Source organism: Bacillus sp. JJ1521 (genome assembly GCF_036965165.1).
Taxonomy (GTDB): Bacteria; Bacillota; Bacilli; order Bacillales; family Bacillaceae_L; genus Ferdinandcohnia.
In genome coordinates, this window is the sequence record NZ_JBALOX010000069.1 from 1 (window position 1) to 15,133 (window position 15,133).

Below are 15,133 nucleotides of genomic sequence, written 5' to 3' on the forward strand. Positions count from 1 at the left end.
GGAAAAATTTCGCTTAATTGGTAATTTTGATAAAAAATAGATTGAATAGACGGAGAGATTCCGCTTATAGACTCGAAAAATTCAAAAATTGGGGATTTTACTTCGCATAAGCGGAAAACCTCCCCTTATATACCTCGAAACGAGCTCCATCCTGCATTTAACCGGAAAATCTCCGCTTACTTTCGCTGGTTTCTCGATTAAAGAATTTTAGGGACTGAAATTACTTATTTAGTACAGAATAAAGATAAAAAGGGAGGTTTGATTTTGAAAGGAATAATTCCAATTCTCGCTTTGAGTTTGTTTTTCTTATATCCAGCAGATAAATATGAAGCAGAACAGAATGAATGTCTGTTGTTTGAAAATTACTTTGCTGATCATGTAAAACAGATGGACAATGTTTGTAAAGTGGAAGTTACTCGTAAAAACCTTAACGTCTCGTTAGAGGGAGTAAAGCTCCCTCCGGAAATGTTGGGACTTTCACTTAATGCTAATTATAAAAGGACCGGAAATACAACAATCGTTTTAGGTGAGTTTGCGCTACTACCTTCAGAAGTAAACCCTGTAATTGATTCACTACGAAAAGGGGGTCTACAAATTTCAGCAATACATAACCATTGGTTTGAGCAACCCATGATTCTCTATCTTCACTTTCAAGGAAAAGGTGACCCGGAATCACTTGCTCAAACAGTTAAGTCAGCTATAGAAGTGGTACAAAAAAAGTAAGAAAATATGAAAGGACCTCCCCCATCGCCTAATGCTTGGGGCAGGTCTATTTTTTGTTTTGCGGTCTATTCTTGAGTAGGTTAGAAATATGGTTAGTAGTGTGATGCTAAAAAGTACCAGTTAATAAAGGAGCAGAACGGTTGATTCTTATGTTATTTTAATATAACATTAATTCAAGATAACTAATTTAAAGATAAATGGAGGAGTTCTTAATATAATGAATGTATTAGTAGTAAAAGCAAATAATCGTCCAGCTTCAGAGGCTGTATCAAGTAAAATGTATGAAACTTTTATAAATAGTATAGAAGGTGTAAATGTCACAACTTATGATGTATTTGCAGAGGACATGCCTTACCTTGGGCAAGATTTATTCAACGCTTTTGGTAAAGTGAAATCAGGCGAAGAAATGACAGACATAGAGAAACGTATATTAGCTGCAAAACAAAAAGCGATGGATGCATTAACAGCAGCAGATGTAGTTGTATTCGTATTCCCATTATGGAACTTAACAATCCCAGCAAAATTACAAACATTCATCGACTATGTCTACCAAGCTGGTTACACATTCAAATATGATGAAAATGGGCAAGCAGTTCAATTAATGACTGATAAAAAAGCTGTTATTCTAAGTGCTCGTGGTGGTATTTACTCAACACCTGAGGCAGCACCAATGGAAATGGCTGCTACCTATATTAAAAATGTTGCTGGTGGCGTATTCGGTATGGAAATCATGGATGAAGTCATCATCGAAGGTCATGCTGCAGCACCAGATCAAGCAGAAAAGATTATTGCTGAAGGGCTAGCAAAAGTTGAAAAAGTAGCAAAAGGTTTATCGGCAGTATTGGTTTAATCTTAATTTAGGTTATTACCATGATGGTGAGAATCTTTGGCTTAATCCACATCCGAAAATTGATAATGAGGATAAAATGATTCATTATCAGCAATGAAGAGCATCTCGTATAGCGAGATGCTCTTTTTAATGGTAACTACATGTTCTATTAAAGTTTTGGGAGGAATTTCCTCGCTGCTAGTAAAAGCCACGTACAAAGAACAAAAGGCATTGTTAATGCTGGAAGACCAAAGGGGAGCAGCCAGGAAATTACACTGGCTGCGATAGGTACAGTCAAACAAGCGGCTATAATACCTGATAGTAACACAATCGGATGATTGTCTTTAATGAAGACTTTGGAAACCGCGATAATCGTTAAGATGGCGTTGTACCCATAAAGTCCCGAAAAAATTAAAGAATACTCTCCCCCAAGGAGTAAAGATATTGCTAATGCAGCCATATTTCCTATGATTGCATAAAGACCCAGTCTCCAACTTGCCCAAAATACGCCTACAAAAAGAATGAAGCCAGGCACTAGAGTATCTAAAAAGAAGATCTGCCCTATTCCATTAAAAATTCCGTGAGCCCAATTAATTTCTCCAGTAATGGTTAGTTCCCAATGAGCTAAACTTTGAGGAACTAAGTCTGAACTTAATTTAAATGCCTTCAATCGGTAAGAAGTGAGAAGGAAAAACCAAGTTAAAATAATATAAGGGAAAGTAAGTACAGGGATGTCTAAGTTTTTCATAAAATGCATCATGGCTGCTGTGAAAATTACAGCTACGGCTGCTCCAAAAAGGGCGATCATCCAATGATAGGGTTCATTTAAAAACAAGGTTAGCGCCATTCCTGTTAGTACTGAGTTAAATCCAAATAAACCTTGATCAATGGCTTCCTCGTCCCCACCAGCTATTTTAGCTATTAATGTTCCAATGAGAGCAGAAAGAAATGCAACAATCCCCAATGAATATGAAGAAATCGTAATTGCTAATAAGAAAATAAAACCAGTTATCGGATTTTCAATAAGAACAACTTGAGAAATTCCATTTAATGTAGCTTTTAATAGGTTAACAAGCCAATGCTCCTTAAGTGATACAGTTTGCATAATGATCTTTCCCTCTAATATTGGTTAAAATATTTCTAGCAAATGTAAAGAATGAAAGAGAAACCCCATCCTTTTTTTATATAATGGTGGTTATTTAACCCTTATGTTTTTTAATTAAGGCTCTTTTCCGAAAGATTGTTGCTATTAACTAAAATGCACACTAAGTGATTGAAGTGGAAGGTGGCAACTCCTGAGGGAAAAGCGTGAGTCTTGAGACCCCGCAGGATCGATAGCGACAAGGAGGCTCAAGCCACGCACGCAGAAAGCGTCCACCTGAAGCGAAAATCACCTTTTGTAAAAAGCAACAAAGTTTGCAAGAACAGCCTTAATTAAAGCTAATAAATAAGGAGGTCACATTTGCAGTTAACAACCCGTGAAATTGACAAGGTTATGGTTGTAATAGCTGCGATTCTAACATGAGATGAAAAGAAAGTGGTTTAAAATTAAATTACCCAGAGTCGGTTGAACTTATTACAGATGAAGTGGTAGTATCCCATAACTATTAAATTAGTGGAGATGGCTGTTACATTCTCGAATGCAAATTTCCATCGAATGAAAGATAGATGAATTTTAGAAGGCCTTAAACGAGCATGCGAATTACAAATTAACAATTGTTATTAATAAGTAGTGTGAAAGTTGGATTTCAATTAATCACACTGAAACTTAGGTATTGACATTATACCCATAGGGGTATAATATATGACTTGTGAGTTTCAACACTGCTAATTCCTTTTTTGAATAACACCTGGGGTTAACACCCACTTTTTTTAGTTGATATTATACCTAGGGGGGTAATGGTAGATATGAAGGCTGAATGAAACTGGAGGGAATAATGTAAACTTATTTATCTATTATAAAAGTAGGGGGCAATGAAAATGGATTATATCAATTATATTTTTTTCGCACTAATTGCGTTTTTTATCATTCAACGTTTTATTCCGACAAAAGGCGTAAAAAATATTACAACTACAGAACTCAAGAATCTATTAAACGAAAAAGATAAGCAATTTATAGATGTTCGAACTCCCGGAGAGTTCAAGGGCTTTCATATTAAAGGATTTAAAAATATGCCACTTCACAGCTTTCACAAAAAGCAAATGAACTTTCTAAGGATAAAGAGGTAGTTGTTATTTGCCAAAGTGGTATGAGAAGTCAAAAAGCTAGTAAACTACTAAAAAAGATGGGTTTTAAGAATATTACAAATGTAAAAGGCGGAGTAAGTACCTGGAGATAAATTAGGAGGATTGCACATGAAACAATTAACTGCAAAAGAAGTCGAAGAATTATTAGCGGAAGGAAAAACATTAAATATTATTGATGTTCGTGAAGTAGATGAAGTTGCTGAAAGGAAAATTCCTGGAGCTGTGAACATCCCACTTGGCCTTGTTGAATTTCGAATGCATGAGCTAGATAAGTCAAAAGAATATATAATGGTCTGCCGCTCGGGTGGAAGAAGTGGAAGAGCATGTCAATTACTTGAAAGCCATGGCCTCGATGTAATCAACATGGAGGGCGGAATGCTCGCATGGGGAGGTCCCGTGGAATAATTCTTTGCTAAAGGGGGGCGATTAATTAGTCATAGCGTCTTTTTATTTTTAATTAAAAATATACCCATGGGGGTATTAAAATATAAGTCTAATATCTCATATAACGTTCTACTAGGTCTGCCCGAATAGAACAGAGAAAAATTAAAAAGTTAATGGAGGATTTTAATATGTCAAATAAAGTAGCGATTATTGCAGCAAATGGTGGAGTGTTTGATGGTTATAAAGTATTTAATATTGCAACAGCAGCAGCAGCTTCAGATAAAGATGTTGCGATCTTCTTCACTTTTGAAGGTCTAAATCTCATTCATAAACAAGGAATGCATGCATTAGAAATGCCAGCTGGTAAAGAACATTTTGCCGAAGGTTTTGCTAAAGCAAATGTACCAAGTATTCCGGAACTAGTAGAAATGGCACAAGAATTAGGTGTGAAGTTTATTGCTTGCCAAATGACAATGGATGTAATGGGGCTTACTAAAGATGATTTTGTTGATGGGATTGAAGTTGGAGGAGCAGTAACATTCTTAGAATATGCAAAAGATGCATCACCAACACTAACGTTCTAATTTATTTAATAAAGACTATAACATGCAGTGAGGAATCCCTCGCTGCAAAAAATAAATTTTATAATACCCTAGTGGGTAATAAAAAAACGAATTGGTTCAGATATCAGGAGGTACAAAAATGGAATCATTAAAAACAAATCATGTATTAGATGCAAAAGGCTTAGCATGTCCAATGCCAATTGTGAAAACGAAAAAAGCATTCAGTAATTTAGAGGGCGGTCAGGTCCTAGAGGTTCATGCAACAGATAAGGGTTCAACAGCTGATCTTAAGGCGTGGGCTGAGGGGACTGGACATCAATACCTTGGGACGATTGATGAGGGAGGTGTGCTTAAGCATTATTTACGCAAAGCCAACGGGGAAGAAGTTACTGAAAAGAAACATCCTCATGTCATTTCAAACGAGGAATTAGAAACAGCTATTTCTTCTGGGAAAGAAATTCTTGTACTTGATGTTCGTGAAGCTGCTGAATATGCTTTTAATCATATCCCAGAAGCAATTTCCATTCCAATGGGAGAGTTAGAAGAAAGAGTGGATGAATTAAATAAAGATCAAGAAATCTACGTAATCTGCCGTACTGGTAGTCGTAGCGATTTAGCGTCACAAAAATTAACTGAAAAAGGCTTTAAAAATATCATAAATGTTTTTCCTGGAATGACAAAATGGACAGGGAAAACAACTGGCATTGCTAAATAAATCTAAAAAATTTTTAATTTAAAATATACGGTAGGGGGTAATTAGATCGTGGCTGTTAATGTAATGACGTCAAAAGATGTAACAAAAAAAGTAGTTGATAAAGAAGAATTGTTTATTTTAGATGTTCGTATTGAAAGTAACTTTAATGATTGGAGAATTGAAGGTGAAAACTTTGATTATTTAAATATCCCATATTTTGAATTATTAGATGGCGTAGAAGAAATTCTTGATAATTTACCAAAAGATAAAGATATCTTGGTCGTTTGTGCCAAAGAAGGTTCATCTGTCATGATAGCAGATATGCTTTCCGAAGCGGGTCTTACAGTTTCATACCTAAAGGGGGGCATGAAGGCTTGGAGTGAATATTTAGAGCCGGTTAAAGTTGGGGACTTAAAAGACGGCGGAGAAATCTATCAATTCGTTCGTATCGGGAAAGGCTGTCTTTCCTACATGGTTGTTTCGAACGGTGAAGCAGCTATAATTGATGCAACTCGTATGACTGATATTTATCTTGACTTTTCCACTAGAATTGGTGCGAAAATTACACATGTTTTTGATTCACACTTACACGCGGATCATATTTCAGGTGGGAGAAAAATTGCTCAAGCCACAAATGCAACGTACTGGTTACCACCAAAAGATGCCACCGAAGTAACATTTGAGTATTCACCTTTAGATGGTGGGCAAGATGTGACGATTGGAAATACAACTATTACTATCCATGCCTTATATTCTCCAGGTCATACAATTGGATCTACTTCTTTTGTTGTTGATGATAAGTTTTTACTTTCTGGTGATATCTTATTTATTGACTCGATCGGTAGACCAGACCTTGCTGGATTGGCAGAAGATTGGGTAGGTGATCTGAGAGAAACTCTTTACAAACGTTATAAAGAATTATCAAATAATCTACTTGTTTTACCAGCTCATTTCATGATTATCGATGAACTTAATGAGGATGGAAGTGTATCTGAAAAATTAGGAACACTTTTCGAGGAAAACCATGGATTAAACATTGATGATGAAGCTGAATTTAGAAAAATGGTAACTGAAAACTTACCACCACAACCAAATGCATACCAAGAAATTCGTGAAACAAATATGGGAAAAATCTCTCCTGATGAAGAAATGCAACGTGAAATGGAAATTGGGCCAAACCGATGTGCAGTTCGTTAACACAATATACAGTATGGAGGAATTGAACGTATGAATATAGCAAAAGTATTAGATGCGAAAGGACTTGCATGTCCAATGCCTATCGTAAAAACAAAGAAGGCATTAAATGAACTAGAATCAGGAGATATCCTAGAAATTCATGCTACTGATAAAGGGTCTATAAATGACCTGGCTGCTTGGTCTAAAGCCGGTGGACATGAACTAATTAAACATGAAGAAAAAAAAGATGTATTAAAGTTCTGGATTAAAAAGGGCTAAAAATAAGGGAACCTCGAATTGGTTCCCTTTTTAATAGAAGGGGTGAAAAACGATGGATTTTGCATTTATTATTACAATTTTTTTAATTGGTTTTATCGGTTCCTATATTTCAGGCATGTTAGGAATCGGGGGCTCAATTATAAAATATCCGATGCTATTATATATCCCACCAATTTTCGGTTTAGCTGCATTTAGCGCTCATGAAGTTTCAGGTATAAGTGCAGTCCAAGTATTCTTTGCTACTATAGGTGGCGTATGGGCTTACCGTAAGGGTGGTTATTTAAACAAGAAACTTATTTTATATATGGGTATCAGTATTCTAATCGGTAGTTTTGTCGGTGGATTTGGATCGAAATATATGTCAGAGGGCGGAATTAACATAGTTTATGGTGTGTTAGCACTGATTGCTGCCATCATGATGTTTGTTCCCAAAAAGAATGTGGATGATGTTCCCTTTGATAAAGTTACTTTTAATAAATGGCTAGCGGCTATACTTGCTCTAATCGTAGGGATTGGTTCAGGAATTGTTGGAGCTGCTGGTGCATTCTTGCTCGTACCTATTATGCTGGTTGTTTTAAAAATTCCAACAAGAATGACGATCGCCTCTTCTCTTGCAATCACATTTATTTCTTCAATTGGTTCTACTGTTGGGAAAATTACAACGGGTCAAATTGAGTATCTGCCTGCAAGCATTATGATTGTGGCAAGTCTAATTGCATCACCGCTGGGTGCATATGCTGGTAAGAAAATGAATACAAAGGCTTTACAAATCATTCTTGCACTATTAATTGCTGCTACTGCATTGAAGATTTGGATGGATATTTTGTAGGGGTCTGATTGTTCCCTGTTTGACTATATACCAAGTGGGGTATAATATGTATCTATTAGTGGTTCCTTATTATAGAAGGGGGATTTTACATGGATTATGATGAGAAGACAAAAAACCGGGTTAAACGAATTGAAGGACAATTACGTGGTATTTTACGCATGATGGAAGAAAATAAAGATTGTAAGGATGTTATCACCCAGTTGTCTGCAGCAAGGACTGCCATTGACCGTACAATTGGTGTAATAGTAAGCTCAAATCTAATATCATGTGTACAAGATGCAGAGGAAAAAGGAGAAAATACGGAGAAATTTGTTAAGGAAGCAGTCGAACTTCTTGTTAAGAGTAGATAATAGACCTAAAATCGGGTCTTTTTTTATATAGAAAATGTAAGTGGGAGTTTGTCTTTACACAAAAAAAGGGTATAATTTTCAAAGCCATGAATCATTGGAATACACGCTCTCTAGCGGAGACTTTTTGTTTGTGGCAAAGAAGCGAATGTTTATCGAAGGAATTCCAGGGAAAGATAAAAGCGTATGGTGATGCTTTGGCCATAGCTGAAGGTGAAGGTCGTAATGCTGTTTACTTAGCTGAGCAGAGAATGAACGTCAAAGCATGGGATCATGCGAAATCGGGACTCGTAAAATCAAAAAAACTTGCAGAAGAACGAGGAGTAGGGGCCTCAAATGAACTTGTGGATATATACGAAGCAAACTGGAGTAAAGAAAAATGGGATGAAATTGTATGTATCTTTGGTCACTTTCCAAAAGAACTACAGCTGAAATTTGTTGGGCAAAAACAAGTGGAGTGAGACTATGGGACAGATTCAATGTACCTATCTCCGTTTTCCGAAAAAGATGTAAAACCGAAATTTAATTTCTTTACATACCTAGCGGGGGTATGTTACGATGGAATAAAGTTAGGAGGTTATGCTATGGAAAACAAAGCTGAAGAAGTAACCTGTCATTCCGAATGTGGTACATCTGAACGAAAAAGCCATCATCCTGAACATGTTAAACAGAATTTAACAAATCGCTTAAATCGCATTGAAGGTCAAATTCGAGGCATAAAGGGAATGATTGACAAAGATGTGTACTGTGATGATGTTATCACTCAGATTTCTGCAACACAATCAGCTTTAAATAGTGTGGCCAAAATACTTTTGGAAGGTCATTTAAAGGGGTGTGTCGTTGATCGCCTTTCTGAAGGTGATGACGAGGTATTAGACGAATTGGTTGTAACCATCCAAAAGCTAATGAAAAAATAAAATTTTTTTTGAAATTTATATACCCCTATAGAGTATAAAAATAATACATTTTTAAAGGAGAGAATCAATATGCAAACTGTAACATTAAACGTACAAGGAATGTCTTGTGGACATTGTGTAAAAGCGGTAGAAGGTAGCGTTGGTGTATTAGAAGGTGTTAGTGAGGTAAAGGTAAAATTAGATGAAGCTTTGGTTGAAGTAGCCTTTGATGAATCCAAAGTATCCCTTGATAAAATTAAAGAAACGATTGATGATCAAGGATATGACGTAGAATAAGAGTGCTTTCATAGCACTCTCTCATTTTCATAAAAATATACCCCGTATAGGTATAAGAGAGGTAGTGAAGGGCATGAGTGCTGCTGCGGCAGAAGCTAGTAAATTAAAAGAAGCGAGCATTCAAATTACAGGTATGACTTGTGCAGCGTGTTCGACACGTATTGAAAAAGGGTTAAATAAAATGGAGGGTGTTGAGCAGGCATCCGTTAACCTAGCACTTGAAAAGTCAACGATTAAATATGACCCATCAAAGCTAAGTGAAGCAGATTTTGAAAAGAAAATCGAAGCATTAGGCTACGGTGTTGTGAAACAAAAAGCTGAATTTGATATTACAGGAATGACTTGTGCAGCTTGTTCGACACGTATTGAAAAAGGGTTAAATAAGATGGAAGGTATTGCGAATGCAACCGTCAATTTAGCACTTGAAAAAGCTACGATTGAATTTAATCCTTCTGAGGTAACTATTGCAGATATTATTGCGCAGGTTGAAAAACTCGGTTACGGTGCACACCAAAAGCAAGAGGATAAGGAACAGGTAGACCACCGCGAAAAGGCGATAAAAGATCAGCAACGTAAATTTATAGTATCACTGATTTTATCACTACCTTTATTATGGACGATGGTCGGGCATTTTTCCTTTACATCATTTTTATATGTGCCAGACATCTTAATGAATCCATGGATACAAATGATCTTAGCAGCACCGGTACAATTTATTATCGGGAAGCAGTTTTATGTAGGTGCCTATAAAGCACTTCGTAATGGTAGTGCAAACATGGATGTGCTCGTTGCCATGGGTACATCCGCAGCCTATTTTTACAGTGTATATCAAGCAATTGTAACAGCTGGAACAAATCATGCTCCACATCTATACTTTGAAACAAGTGCAGTACTCATTACACTGATTGTTTTAGGTAAATTATTTGAAGCAAGGGCAAAAGGCCGTTCATCTGAAGCGATTAAAAAATTAATGGGGCTTCAAGCAAAAACAGCGATCGTCGTACGTGATGGAGTTGAAAAAGAAATTCCGTTAGAAGAGGTCGTAATTGGTGACACGATTTTAGTTAAGCCGGGGGAGAAAATTCCTGTTGATGGAGAAGTAATAGAAGGAAATACAGCTGTTGATGAATCCATGTTAACAGGTGAAAGTTTACCTGTCGATAAAAAGAGCGGTGACGTATTATACGGATCAACGATTAATAAAAATGGGTTTATCAAAATGACAGCAACCAAGGTTGGACGTGACACAGCATTAGCTCAAATCATTAAGGTTGTAGAAGATGCACAAGGTTCGAAAGCACCGATCCAACGTTTGGCGGACCAGATTTCAGGTATATTTGTACCGATTGTAGTGGGAATTGCTCTCCTTACATTCTTAGTCTGGATCATCTGGGTTCAACCTGGTGAATTTACGCCTGCACTTGAAGTGTTAATTGCGGTACTGGTTATTGCTTGTCCATGTGCGTTGGGACTCGCAACACCGACTTCTATTATGGCGGGATCTGGTCGTGCGGCAGAGTTTGGTATTTTATTCAAAGGCGGCGAGCACCTAGAACAAACCCAAAGCATTGATACAGTAGTAGTCGACAAAACTGGTACTGTAACTCATGGTAAACCAGTTTTAACGGATGTCTTAGTACCAGAAGCTCAAGTTGAAGAGACATTTTTATCACTAATCGGAGCAGCAGAAAAACAATCTGAGCATCCACTCGCACAAGCGATCGTTGAAGGTATTCAAGATAAAGGTATCGAGCTTGGGAATGTTCAATTCTTCGAGGCGATTCCAGGTTATGGTGTCATTGCAACAGTATCTGGGCAAGGAATTGTCATTGGTACACGTAAACTTATGCAGCAATATGGTATCGAAATACAATCGGTTTTACCGAAGATGGAAAAACTAGAAAGTGACGGTAAAACTGCGATGCTAGCTGGTATAAATGGACAGTACGCAGGTCTAGTTGCCGTAGCGGATACCATTAAAGATACATCTAAAGAAGCTGTTCGTCGTTTACATGACATGGGCATTCATGTCATTATGATGACAGGTGATAATAAGCGTACAGCACAAGCCATCGGGAAAGAGGTCGGCGTTGATTCGGTTATCGCAGAAGTACTTCCTGAAGGTAAAGCAGAAGAAGTGAAGAAATTACAACAGCAGGGTAAAAAAGTGGCGATGGTTGGTGATGGCATCAATGACGCACCAGCACTAGCTACTGCGGATATCGGGATGGCCATTGGTACGGGTACTGATGTTGCAATGGAAGCTGCCGACATTACACTAATCCGTGGTGACCTCAATAGTATTGCAGATGCAATTTTAATGAGTCGTAAAACAATGCGAAATATTAAACAGAACCTATTCTGGGCATTTGCCTATAACACAATTGGAATTCCAATTGCGGCAATAGGATTCCTAGCTCCATGGGTAGCAGGTGCAGCAATGGCATTTAGTTCCGTGTCGGTTGTATTAAACGCATTACGTTTACAACGCGTAAAATTAAAATAATGAGTTTAAGCTATAGAGTAAACTTTGATTTGTCCAGTTTACTCTATAATTTTTTATGCAAAAAATGAATTGATAGGGTGTGAGAATGATAGTGGACCAACAAGATAAAAAAGTTAAATTAGCTGTGAACGGTGGAATCTCATTTGGAGCAAAACTAAATGCCAAACAACTTGTTGTCATTGCTGAGTATATGAATGATGGTGATGAACTGGAGTTAACGACTTTCCAACAGCTTTATATTGATGTATTTGAAAGTAAAGTTGAATTGGTACGAGAAAAATTCAAGGCAGTCGGCTTGTCCTGTTACCCAGTAGGGAATTTTGTAAAAAGCTTAAGAACTTGTAATTTTTGTAAAGGCGCAGAAGAAGAAGGTATGCCTGTAGCCATTGAACTTAATAATCGAATTGCAGGAAAACAAGTTCCTTTTACTCTTCGCCCAGCCTATACCGGATGTCCAGTAGGATGTGGGGAACCTTTAGTAAATGATATCGGCGTAATGAAGATTAGGGATGGATATGATTTATATATCGGTGGAAAAGCAAAAGGGAAAGACGCCAAAGCTGGCACTTTATTAATAGAGCAGCTTACACCAGAACAACTTTATGAAGTTGTTGAAAAAATAATTACGATCTATGCTGAACAAGGCAAGAAAAGGGAACAATTCTCTAAATTTGTAACACGTTATGGCTTAGAGAATATAAAAGTGTCAGTTATATAGGTTTAGGTGCCTAAGTACACGGAGGAAAAGTATGCAGAATTGGCTAGTGGAAGTTCTAGTTAACCATAAAGAGTTCGCCGTTGTTGTCAGTTTGCTGGTTAATATTCTAATCAGCATCTTTGGCTTTATTCCCAGTGTTTTTGTCACAGCTGCAAACCTACTAGTCTTTGGTTTTTGGAAGGGGGCCTACATTTCTTTCTTGGGGGAGACTTTAGGAGCGATTGTTTCTTTTTGGCTTTACCGAAAGGGTTTTAAAAGGTTTGTTGGAAAAAAACTTAATAAATATCCACTTGTATCTAAACTTCTTGGCATTAAAGGGAAGGGTGCCTTTTTTCTAATTCTTTTTTTGCGATTACTACCTTTTGTTCCATCCGGTTTAGTAACATTTGCCTCAGCAATAGGTACAGTTAGTCTTATCGTATTTCTCTTTGCAAGTTCAATCGGAAAGATCCCAGCACTACTTTTTGAAGCATATTCAGTGAACCAAGTAACCAATTGGACAACAGAAGGAAAGCTCATTTTATCAATCCTAGCATTAGTTGGGCTATTTTATTTTGTTAGAAGTATAAGTAAAAATCAAAAGAAAAAATAATGAAGGGACACGGGGGCGGGTCCCGCGTCCCTTCAATTTTAGGATTGGTACAATGATCCTGCTCCCTCTGTTCCACTATTTTACTACAGGAAACCATCCTTCAATTTCCAATATTAATTTCCATAAAGGAGTGGGAATAACGGCTTGGTGTTGGTCAGTTGTTGTTAGTCGGTATCTAATCATTTTTTCTTCATTTTGTTGAATTTTTTCAACCCAATGAGGATCAACTACGAGTGCTCGTCCAAGTGCTACAAAGTCTGTTTTTCCTTTCTCATATACAAGTGCCGCTTCATCGGGTGTATGAATATTTCCAACACCAATAACTGGCACACGTCCTTCAATATATTCTGCAATTAATTCTGTACGTGATTTTTCACTAACAATTCCTCTACGTGGCTTTGCCCACGCATTCGTAGTGGCGATATGAATATAATCTATTTTTGCATTCATTAATTCGTCAAGTAATTCAAATGTCTCTTTCATGGTGATACCTGGTGTTTCGGGTTCTTCTGGTGAAAAACGATAACCGATCAAGAACGGTTTTGTAGCATGTGCTTTGATTACACGCTTCACTTCATCTATTAGTTTTAATGCGAATAAATAGCGGTTTTCGAACTCATCTGTTCGGCGTTTAGAATGTGGTGAAACAAACTGTTGTAGTAAATAGCCAGTTGCACCATGCAATTCCACTCCGTCAAAACCAGCTTCAATTGTACGGCGTGTAGCTTCACCAAAATCATGTATAATTTCATATACTTCCTCGGTTGTTAAAGCCCTCGGTGTTTGCTCTACGCTATAAAAACCACGGTCCCCAAGTGGTGCGACAGCACTTGCACTTACTGTTTCTCCATTTGGAATAAGTCTTGGAACTGCTAAACGCCCTCCGTGATAAAGCTGAACAACTCCTTTAGCACCTCCAGAGTGAATAACATCAGCTAATTTGGAAAGACCTTCAATTGTCCCATCATGATCAACCCCCATTTGGCCATCGAATCCTTTACCGTTTTTCGATACGTATGCACAAGCCGTAATGATTGTTCCTACGCCATTTGCACGTTCCTTATAATAATCAAGCTCTTCCTGTGACACATAATCATTTTCATCTGCAGAAAAAGTTGTCATTGGTGCCATCATGAGTCTATTTCTTACGTGGACACCACTTTTAAATGTATAATCTTGAAATAAATGTTGATATTTATTATTCATGGAATTCCTCCGGTTAATCTATATTCACTAAGGTTTCTATTTCTTTCGTAATGGCTTTACTGCCTGCATGTAGCTTTGTAGCAATGTGTTTAATATTGCTTCGAGAAATTTGCTCGGCAGGTGCTGCGATTGCTAAGGCAGCAATAACTTCCTGATTTCGAAAAACTGGAATGGCCACACAACGGATACCTACAATCCGTTCCTCATCGTCAAAGGCATAACCATCCTCTTGAATAGCCTTTAAATGATATCGGAATAGTTGCGAATCCTGAAATGTATTTTTTGTTGCTTTTTCAAGTGACAATTTATCAAAAATGGAAGCTAACGAGTCATCGCCTAAATTCGCTAGTATTACCTTACCTAAAGCAGATTGATGTAGTTTTGAACGATTTCCAATTTCCTCGTCAGCAGACTCTTGATACGGAGCATGTAAGACTTGGGTCATCACAAGATCGGTTCCGTCCACTTTTCCTATATAGGTACTCATCTGCAATTCTTTTGCAACTTGATAAACCGAACGTAGGGCAGCCCAATCCATTTCTGAACGCTTCTCAAAACTCTCGCAAAACATTTTATGATGAATAAAATATTGAGTTTGAAGTTTATATACGTATCCCATTTCTTCGAGGGTTGTTAAAATTCGAAAAGCTGTCGATTTACTTAATTTCAGTTCATCTATCACTTCTCTTAACGTAATACCTCTGCGTTGTTTTACTAATTCTAAAACGAGAAGCCCCTTTTTTAACGTTGATACTTCATTTCTTGCCATTTCATCACCTCAGTCTCCTGATAGTATAGATGTTTTAGTTTTTGAGCTCAAAATATACAGATCGAGTTTCATTAAATG

Annotated in this window: 18 protein-coding genes and 2 pseudogenes; 17 read left to right on the forward strand and 3 right to left on the reverse strand. The window is 37.3% G+C overall.

Translation table 11 applies throughout. The annotated features are described in order from the left end of the window. Window positions 1-264 precede the first annotated feature (264 nt). Window positions 265-723, forward strand: a complete 459-nt coding sequence (locus V7147_RS10940; RefSeq protein ID WP_335367891.1) for a DUF1259 domain-containing protein — start codon at window positions 265-267, stop codon at window positions 721-723. Window positions 724-940: 217 nt separating this feature from the next. After that, window positions 941-1,573 carry an FMN-dependent NADH-azoreductase gene (locus V7147_RS10945; RefSeq protein WP_335367892.1) on the forward strand — a complete coding sequence of 211 codons (633 nt, stop codon included), beginning with the start codon at window positions 941-943 and terminating at the stop codon, window positions 1,571-1,573. A gap of 148 nt (window positions 1,574-1,721) precedes the next feature. On the opposite strand, the gene V7147_RS10950 is transcribed toward V7147_RS10945, so the two are convergent. Next, the gene (locus V7147_RS10950; RefSeq protein WP_335367893.1) at window positions 1,722-2,657 is read right to left on the reverse strand and encodes an urea transporter; all 936 of its coding nucleotides are present in this window, start codon (window positions 2,655-2,657) and stop codon (window positions 1,722-1,724) included. Between the two features lie 506 nt (window positions 2,658-3,163). On the opposite strand from V7147_RS10950, the pseudogene V7147_RS10955 reads away from it, so the two are divergent. The 15 genes and pseudogenes from V7147_RS10955 to V7147_RS11025 form a co-directional block, all read left to right on the forward strand. After that, a pseudogene (locus V7147_RS10955) lies at window positions 3,164-3,231 on the forward strand (Lrp/AsnC family transcriptional regulator); the annotation flags it as partial. A gap of 301 nt (window positions 3,232-3,532) precedes the next feature. After that, a pseudogene (locus tag V7147_RS10960) lies at window positions 3,533-3,891 on the forward strand (rhodanese-like domain-containing protein). A gap of 16 nt (window positions 3,892-3,907) precedes the next feature. Next, window positions 3,908-4,204 (forward strand): rhodanese-like domain-containing protein, encoded by a 297-nt coding sequence (locus tag V7147_RS10965; protein WP_335367894.1) that lies wholly within the window; start codon window positions 3,908-3,910, stop codon window positions 4,202-4,204. Between the two features lie 167 nt (window positions 4,205-4,371). After that, entirely contained in the window at window positions 4,372-4,767 is a 396-nt protein-coding gene (locus V7147_RS10970; RefSeq protein ID WP_335367895.1) for a DsrE/DsrF/DrsH-like family protein, read from the forward strand. A 118-nt stretch (window positions 4,768-4,885) separates the two neighbouring features. Continuing rightward, complete coding sequence (locus V7147_RS10975) at window positions 4,886-5,461, forward strand: sulfurtransferase TusA family protein (RefSeq protein WP_335367896.1); 576 nt, start codon at window positions 4,886-4,888, stop codon at window positions 5,459-5,461. Between the two features lie 63 nt (window positions 5,462-5,524). Continuing rightward, window positions 5,525-6,637 carry an MBL fold metallo-hydrolase gene (locus V7147_RS10980; protein WP_335367940.1) on the forward strand — a complete coding sequence of 371 codons (1,113 nt, stop codon included), beginning with the start codon at window positions 5,525-5,527 and terminating at the stop codon, window positions 6,635-6,637. Between the two features lie 30 nt (window positions 6,638-6,667). Further along, window positions 6,668-6,895, forward strand: a complete 228-nt coding sequence (locus V7147_RS10985) for a sulfurtransferase TusA family protein (protein WP_335367897.1) — start codon at window positions 6,668-6,670, stop codon at window positions 6,893-6,895. A 52-nt stretch (window positions 6,896-6,947) separates the two neighbouring features. Next, window positions 6,948-7,724, forward strand: coding sequence for a sulfite exporter TauE/SafE family protein (locus V7147_RS10990; protein WP_335367898.1), 777 nt, complete (start codon window positions 6,948-6,950; stop codon window positions 7,722-7,724). An 89-nt stretch (window positions 7,725-7,813) separates the two neighbouring features. Continuing rightward, window positions 7,814-8,074 carry a metal-sensitive transcriptional regulator gene (locus tag V7147_RS10995; protein ID WP_335367899.1) on the forward strand — a complete coding sequence of 87 codons (261 nt, stop codon included), beginning with the start codon at window positions 7,814-7,816 and terminating at the stop codon, window positions 8,072-8,074. A 128-nt stretch (window positions 8,075-8,202) separates the two neighbouring features. Then, the gene (locus V7147_RS11000) at window positions 8,203-8,532 is read left to right on the forward strand and encodes a hypothetical protein (protein WP_438824577.1); all 330 of its coding nucleotides are present in this window, start codon (window positions 8,203-8,205) and stop codon (window positions 8,530-8,532) included. 123 nt (window positions 8,533-8,655) lie between these two features. After that, a complete protein-coding gene (locus V7147_RS11005; protein ID WP_335367900.1) occupies window positions 8,656-8,988 on the forward strand; it encodes a metal-sensitive transcriptional regulator in 333 nt (110 codons plus the stop codon). A 69-nt stretch (window positions 8,989-9,057) separates the two neighbouring features. Beyond that, window positions 9,058-9,264, forward strand: a complete 207-nt coding sequence (gene copZ / locus V7147_RS11010) for a copper chaperone CopZ (RefSeq protein WP_229140765.1) — start codon at window positions 9,058-9,060, stop codon at window positions 9,262-9,264. Window positions 9,265-9,337: 73 nt separating this feature from the next. Continuing rightward, a complete protein-coding gene (locus tag V7147_RS11015) occupies window positions 9,338-11,770 on the forward strand; it encodes a heavy metal translocating P-type ATPase (protein ID WP_335367901.1) in 2,433 nt (810 codons plus the stop codon). 85 nt (window positions 11,771-11,855) lie between these two features. Next, window positions 11,856-12,488, forward strand: a complete 633-nt coding sequence (locus tag V7147_RS11020; RefSeq protein WP_438824578.1) for a nitrite reductase — start codon at window positions 11,856-11,858, stop codon at window positions 12,486-12,488. Window positions 12,489-12,519: 31 nt separating this feature from the next. Then, entirely contained in the window at window positions 12,520-13,080 is a 561-nt protein-coding gene (locus V7147_RS11025) for a TVP38/TMEM64 family protein (RefSeq protein ID WP_335367902.1), read from the forward strand. Window positions 13,081-13,155: 75 nt separating this feature from the next. Here V7147_RS11025 and V7147_RS11030 read toward each other — a convergent pair whose 3' ends face one another. Further along, window positions 13,156-14,286, reverse strand: a complete 1,131-nt coding sequence (locus tag V7147_RS11030) for an NADH-dependent flavin oxidoreductase (protein ID WP_335367903.1) — start codon at window positions 14,284-14,286, stop codon at window positions 13,156-13,158. Between the two features lie 13 nt (window positions 14,287-14,299). Then, a complete protein-coding gene (locus V7147_RS11035; protein WP_335367904.1) occupies window positions 14,300-15,055 on the reverse strand; it encodes an IclR family transcriptional regulator in 756 nt (251 codons plus the stop codon). Between the last annotated feature and the right edge of the window lie 78 nt (window positions 15,056-15,133).

Excerpts from the sequence above, each read along its gene's own strand:
- V7147_RS10945 (WP_335367892.1), top strand. The coding sequence starts at position 941 with ATGAATGTATTAGTAGTAAAAGCAAATAATCGTCCAGCTTCAGAGGCT.
- V7147_RS10950 (WP_335367893.1), bottom strand. The coding sequence starts at position 2,657 with ATGCAAACTGTATCACTTAAGGAGCATTGGCTTGTTAACCTATTAAAA.
- V7147_RS10965 (WP_335367894.1), top strand. The coding sequence starts at position 3,908 with ATGAAACAATTAACTGCAAAAGAAGTCGAAGAATTATTAGCGGAAGGA.
- V7147_RS10970 (WP_335367895.1), top strand. The coding sequence starts at position 4,372 with ATGTCAAATAAAGTAGCGATTATTGCAGCAAATGGTGGAGTGTTTGAT.
- V7147_RS10975 (WP_335367896.1), top strand. The coding sequence starts at position 4,886 with ATGGAATCATTAAAAACAAATCATGTATTAGATGCAAAAGGCTTAGCA.
- V7147_RS10980 (WP_335367940.1), top strand. The coding sequence starts at position 5,525 with ATGACGTCAAAAGATGTAACAAAAAAAGTAGTTGATAAAGAAGAATTG.
- V7147_RS10985 (WP_335367897.1), top strand. The coding sequence starts at position 6,668 with ATGAATATAGCAAAAGTATTAGATGCGAAAGGACTTGCATGTCCAATG.
- V7147_RS10990 (WP_335367898.1), top strand. The coding sequence starts at position 6,948 with ATGGATTTTGCATTTATTATTACAATTTTTTTAATTGGTTTTATCGGT.
- V7147_RS10995 (WP_335367899.1), top strand. The coding sequence starts at position 7,814 with ATGGATTATGATGAGAAGACAAAAAACCGGGTTAAACGAATTGAAGGA.
- V7147_RS11005 (WP_335367900.1), top strand. The coding sequence starts at position 8,656 with ATGGAAAACAAAGCTGAAGAAGTAACCTGTCATTCCGAATGTGGTACA.
- copZ (WP_229140765.1), top strand. The coding sequence starts at position 9,058 with ATGCAAACTGTAACATTAAACGTACAAGGAATGTCTTGTGGACATTGT.
- V7147_RS11015 (WP_335367901.1), top strand. The coding sequence starts at position 9,338 with ATGAGTGCTGCTGCGGCAGAAGCTAGTAAATTAAAAGAAGCGAGCATT.
- V7147_RS11020 (WP_438824578.1), top strand. The coding sequence starts at position 11,856 with ATGATAGTGGACCAACAAGATAAAAAAGTTAAATTAGCTGTGAACGGT.
- V7147_RS11025 (WP_335367902.1), top strand. The coding sequence starts at position 12,520 with ATGCAGAATTGGCTAGTGGAAGTTCTAGTTAACCATAAAGAGTTCGCC.
- V7147_RS11030 (WP_335367903.1), bottom strand. The coding sequence starts at position 14,286 with ATGAATAATAAATATCAACATTTATTTCAAGATTATACATTTAAAAGT.
- V7147_RS11035 (WP_335367904.1), bottom strand. The coding sequence starts at position 15,055 with ATGGCAAGAAATGAAGTATCAACGTTAAAAAAGGGGCTTCTCGTTTTA.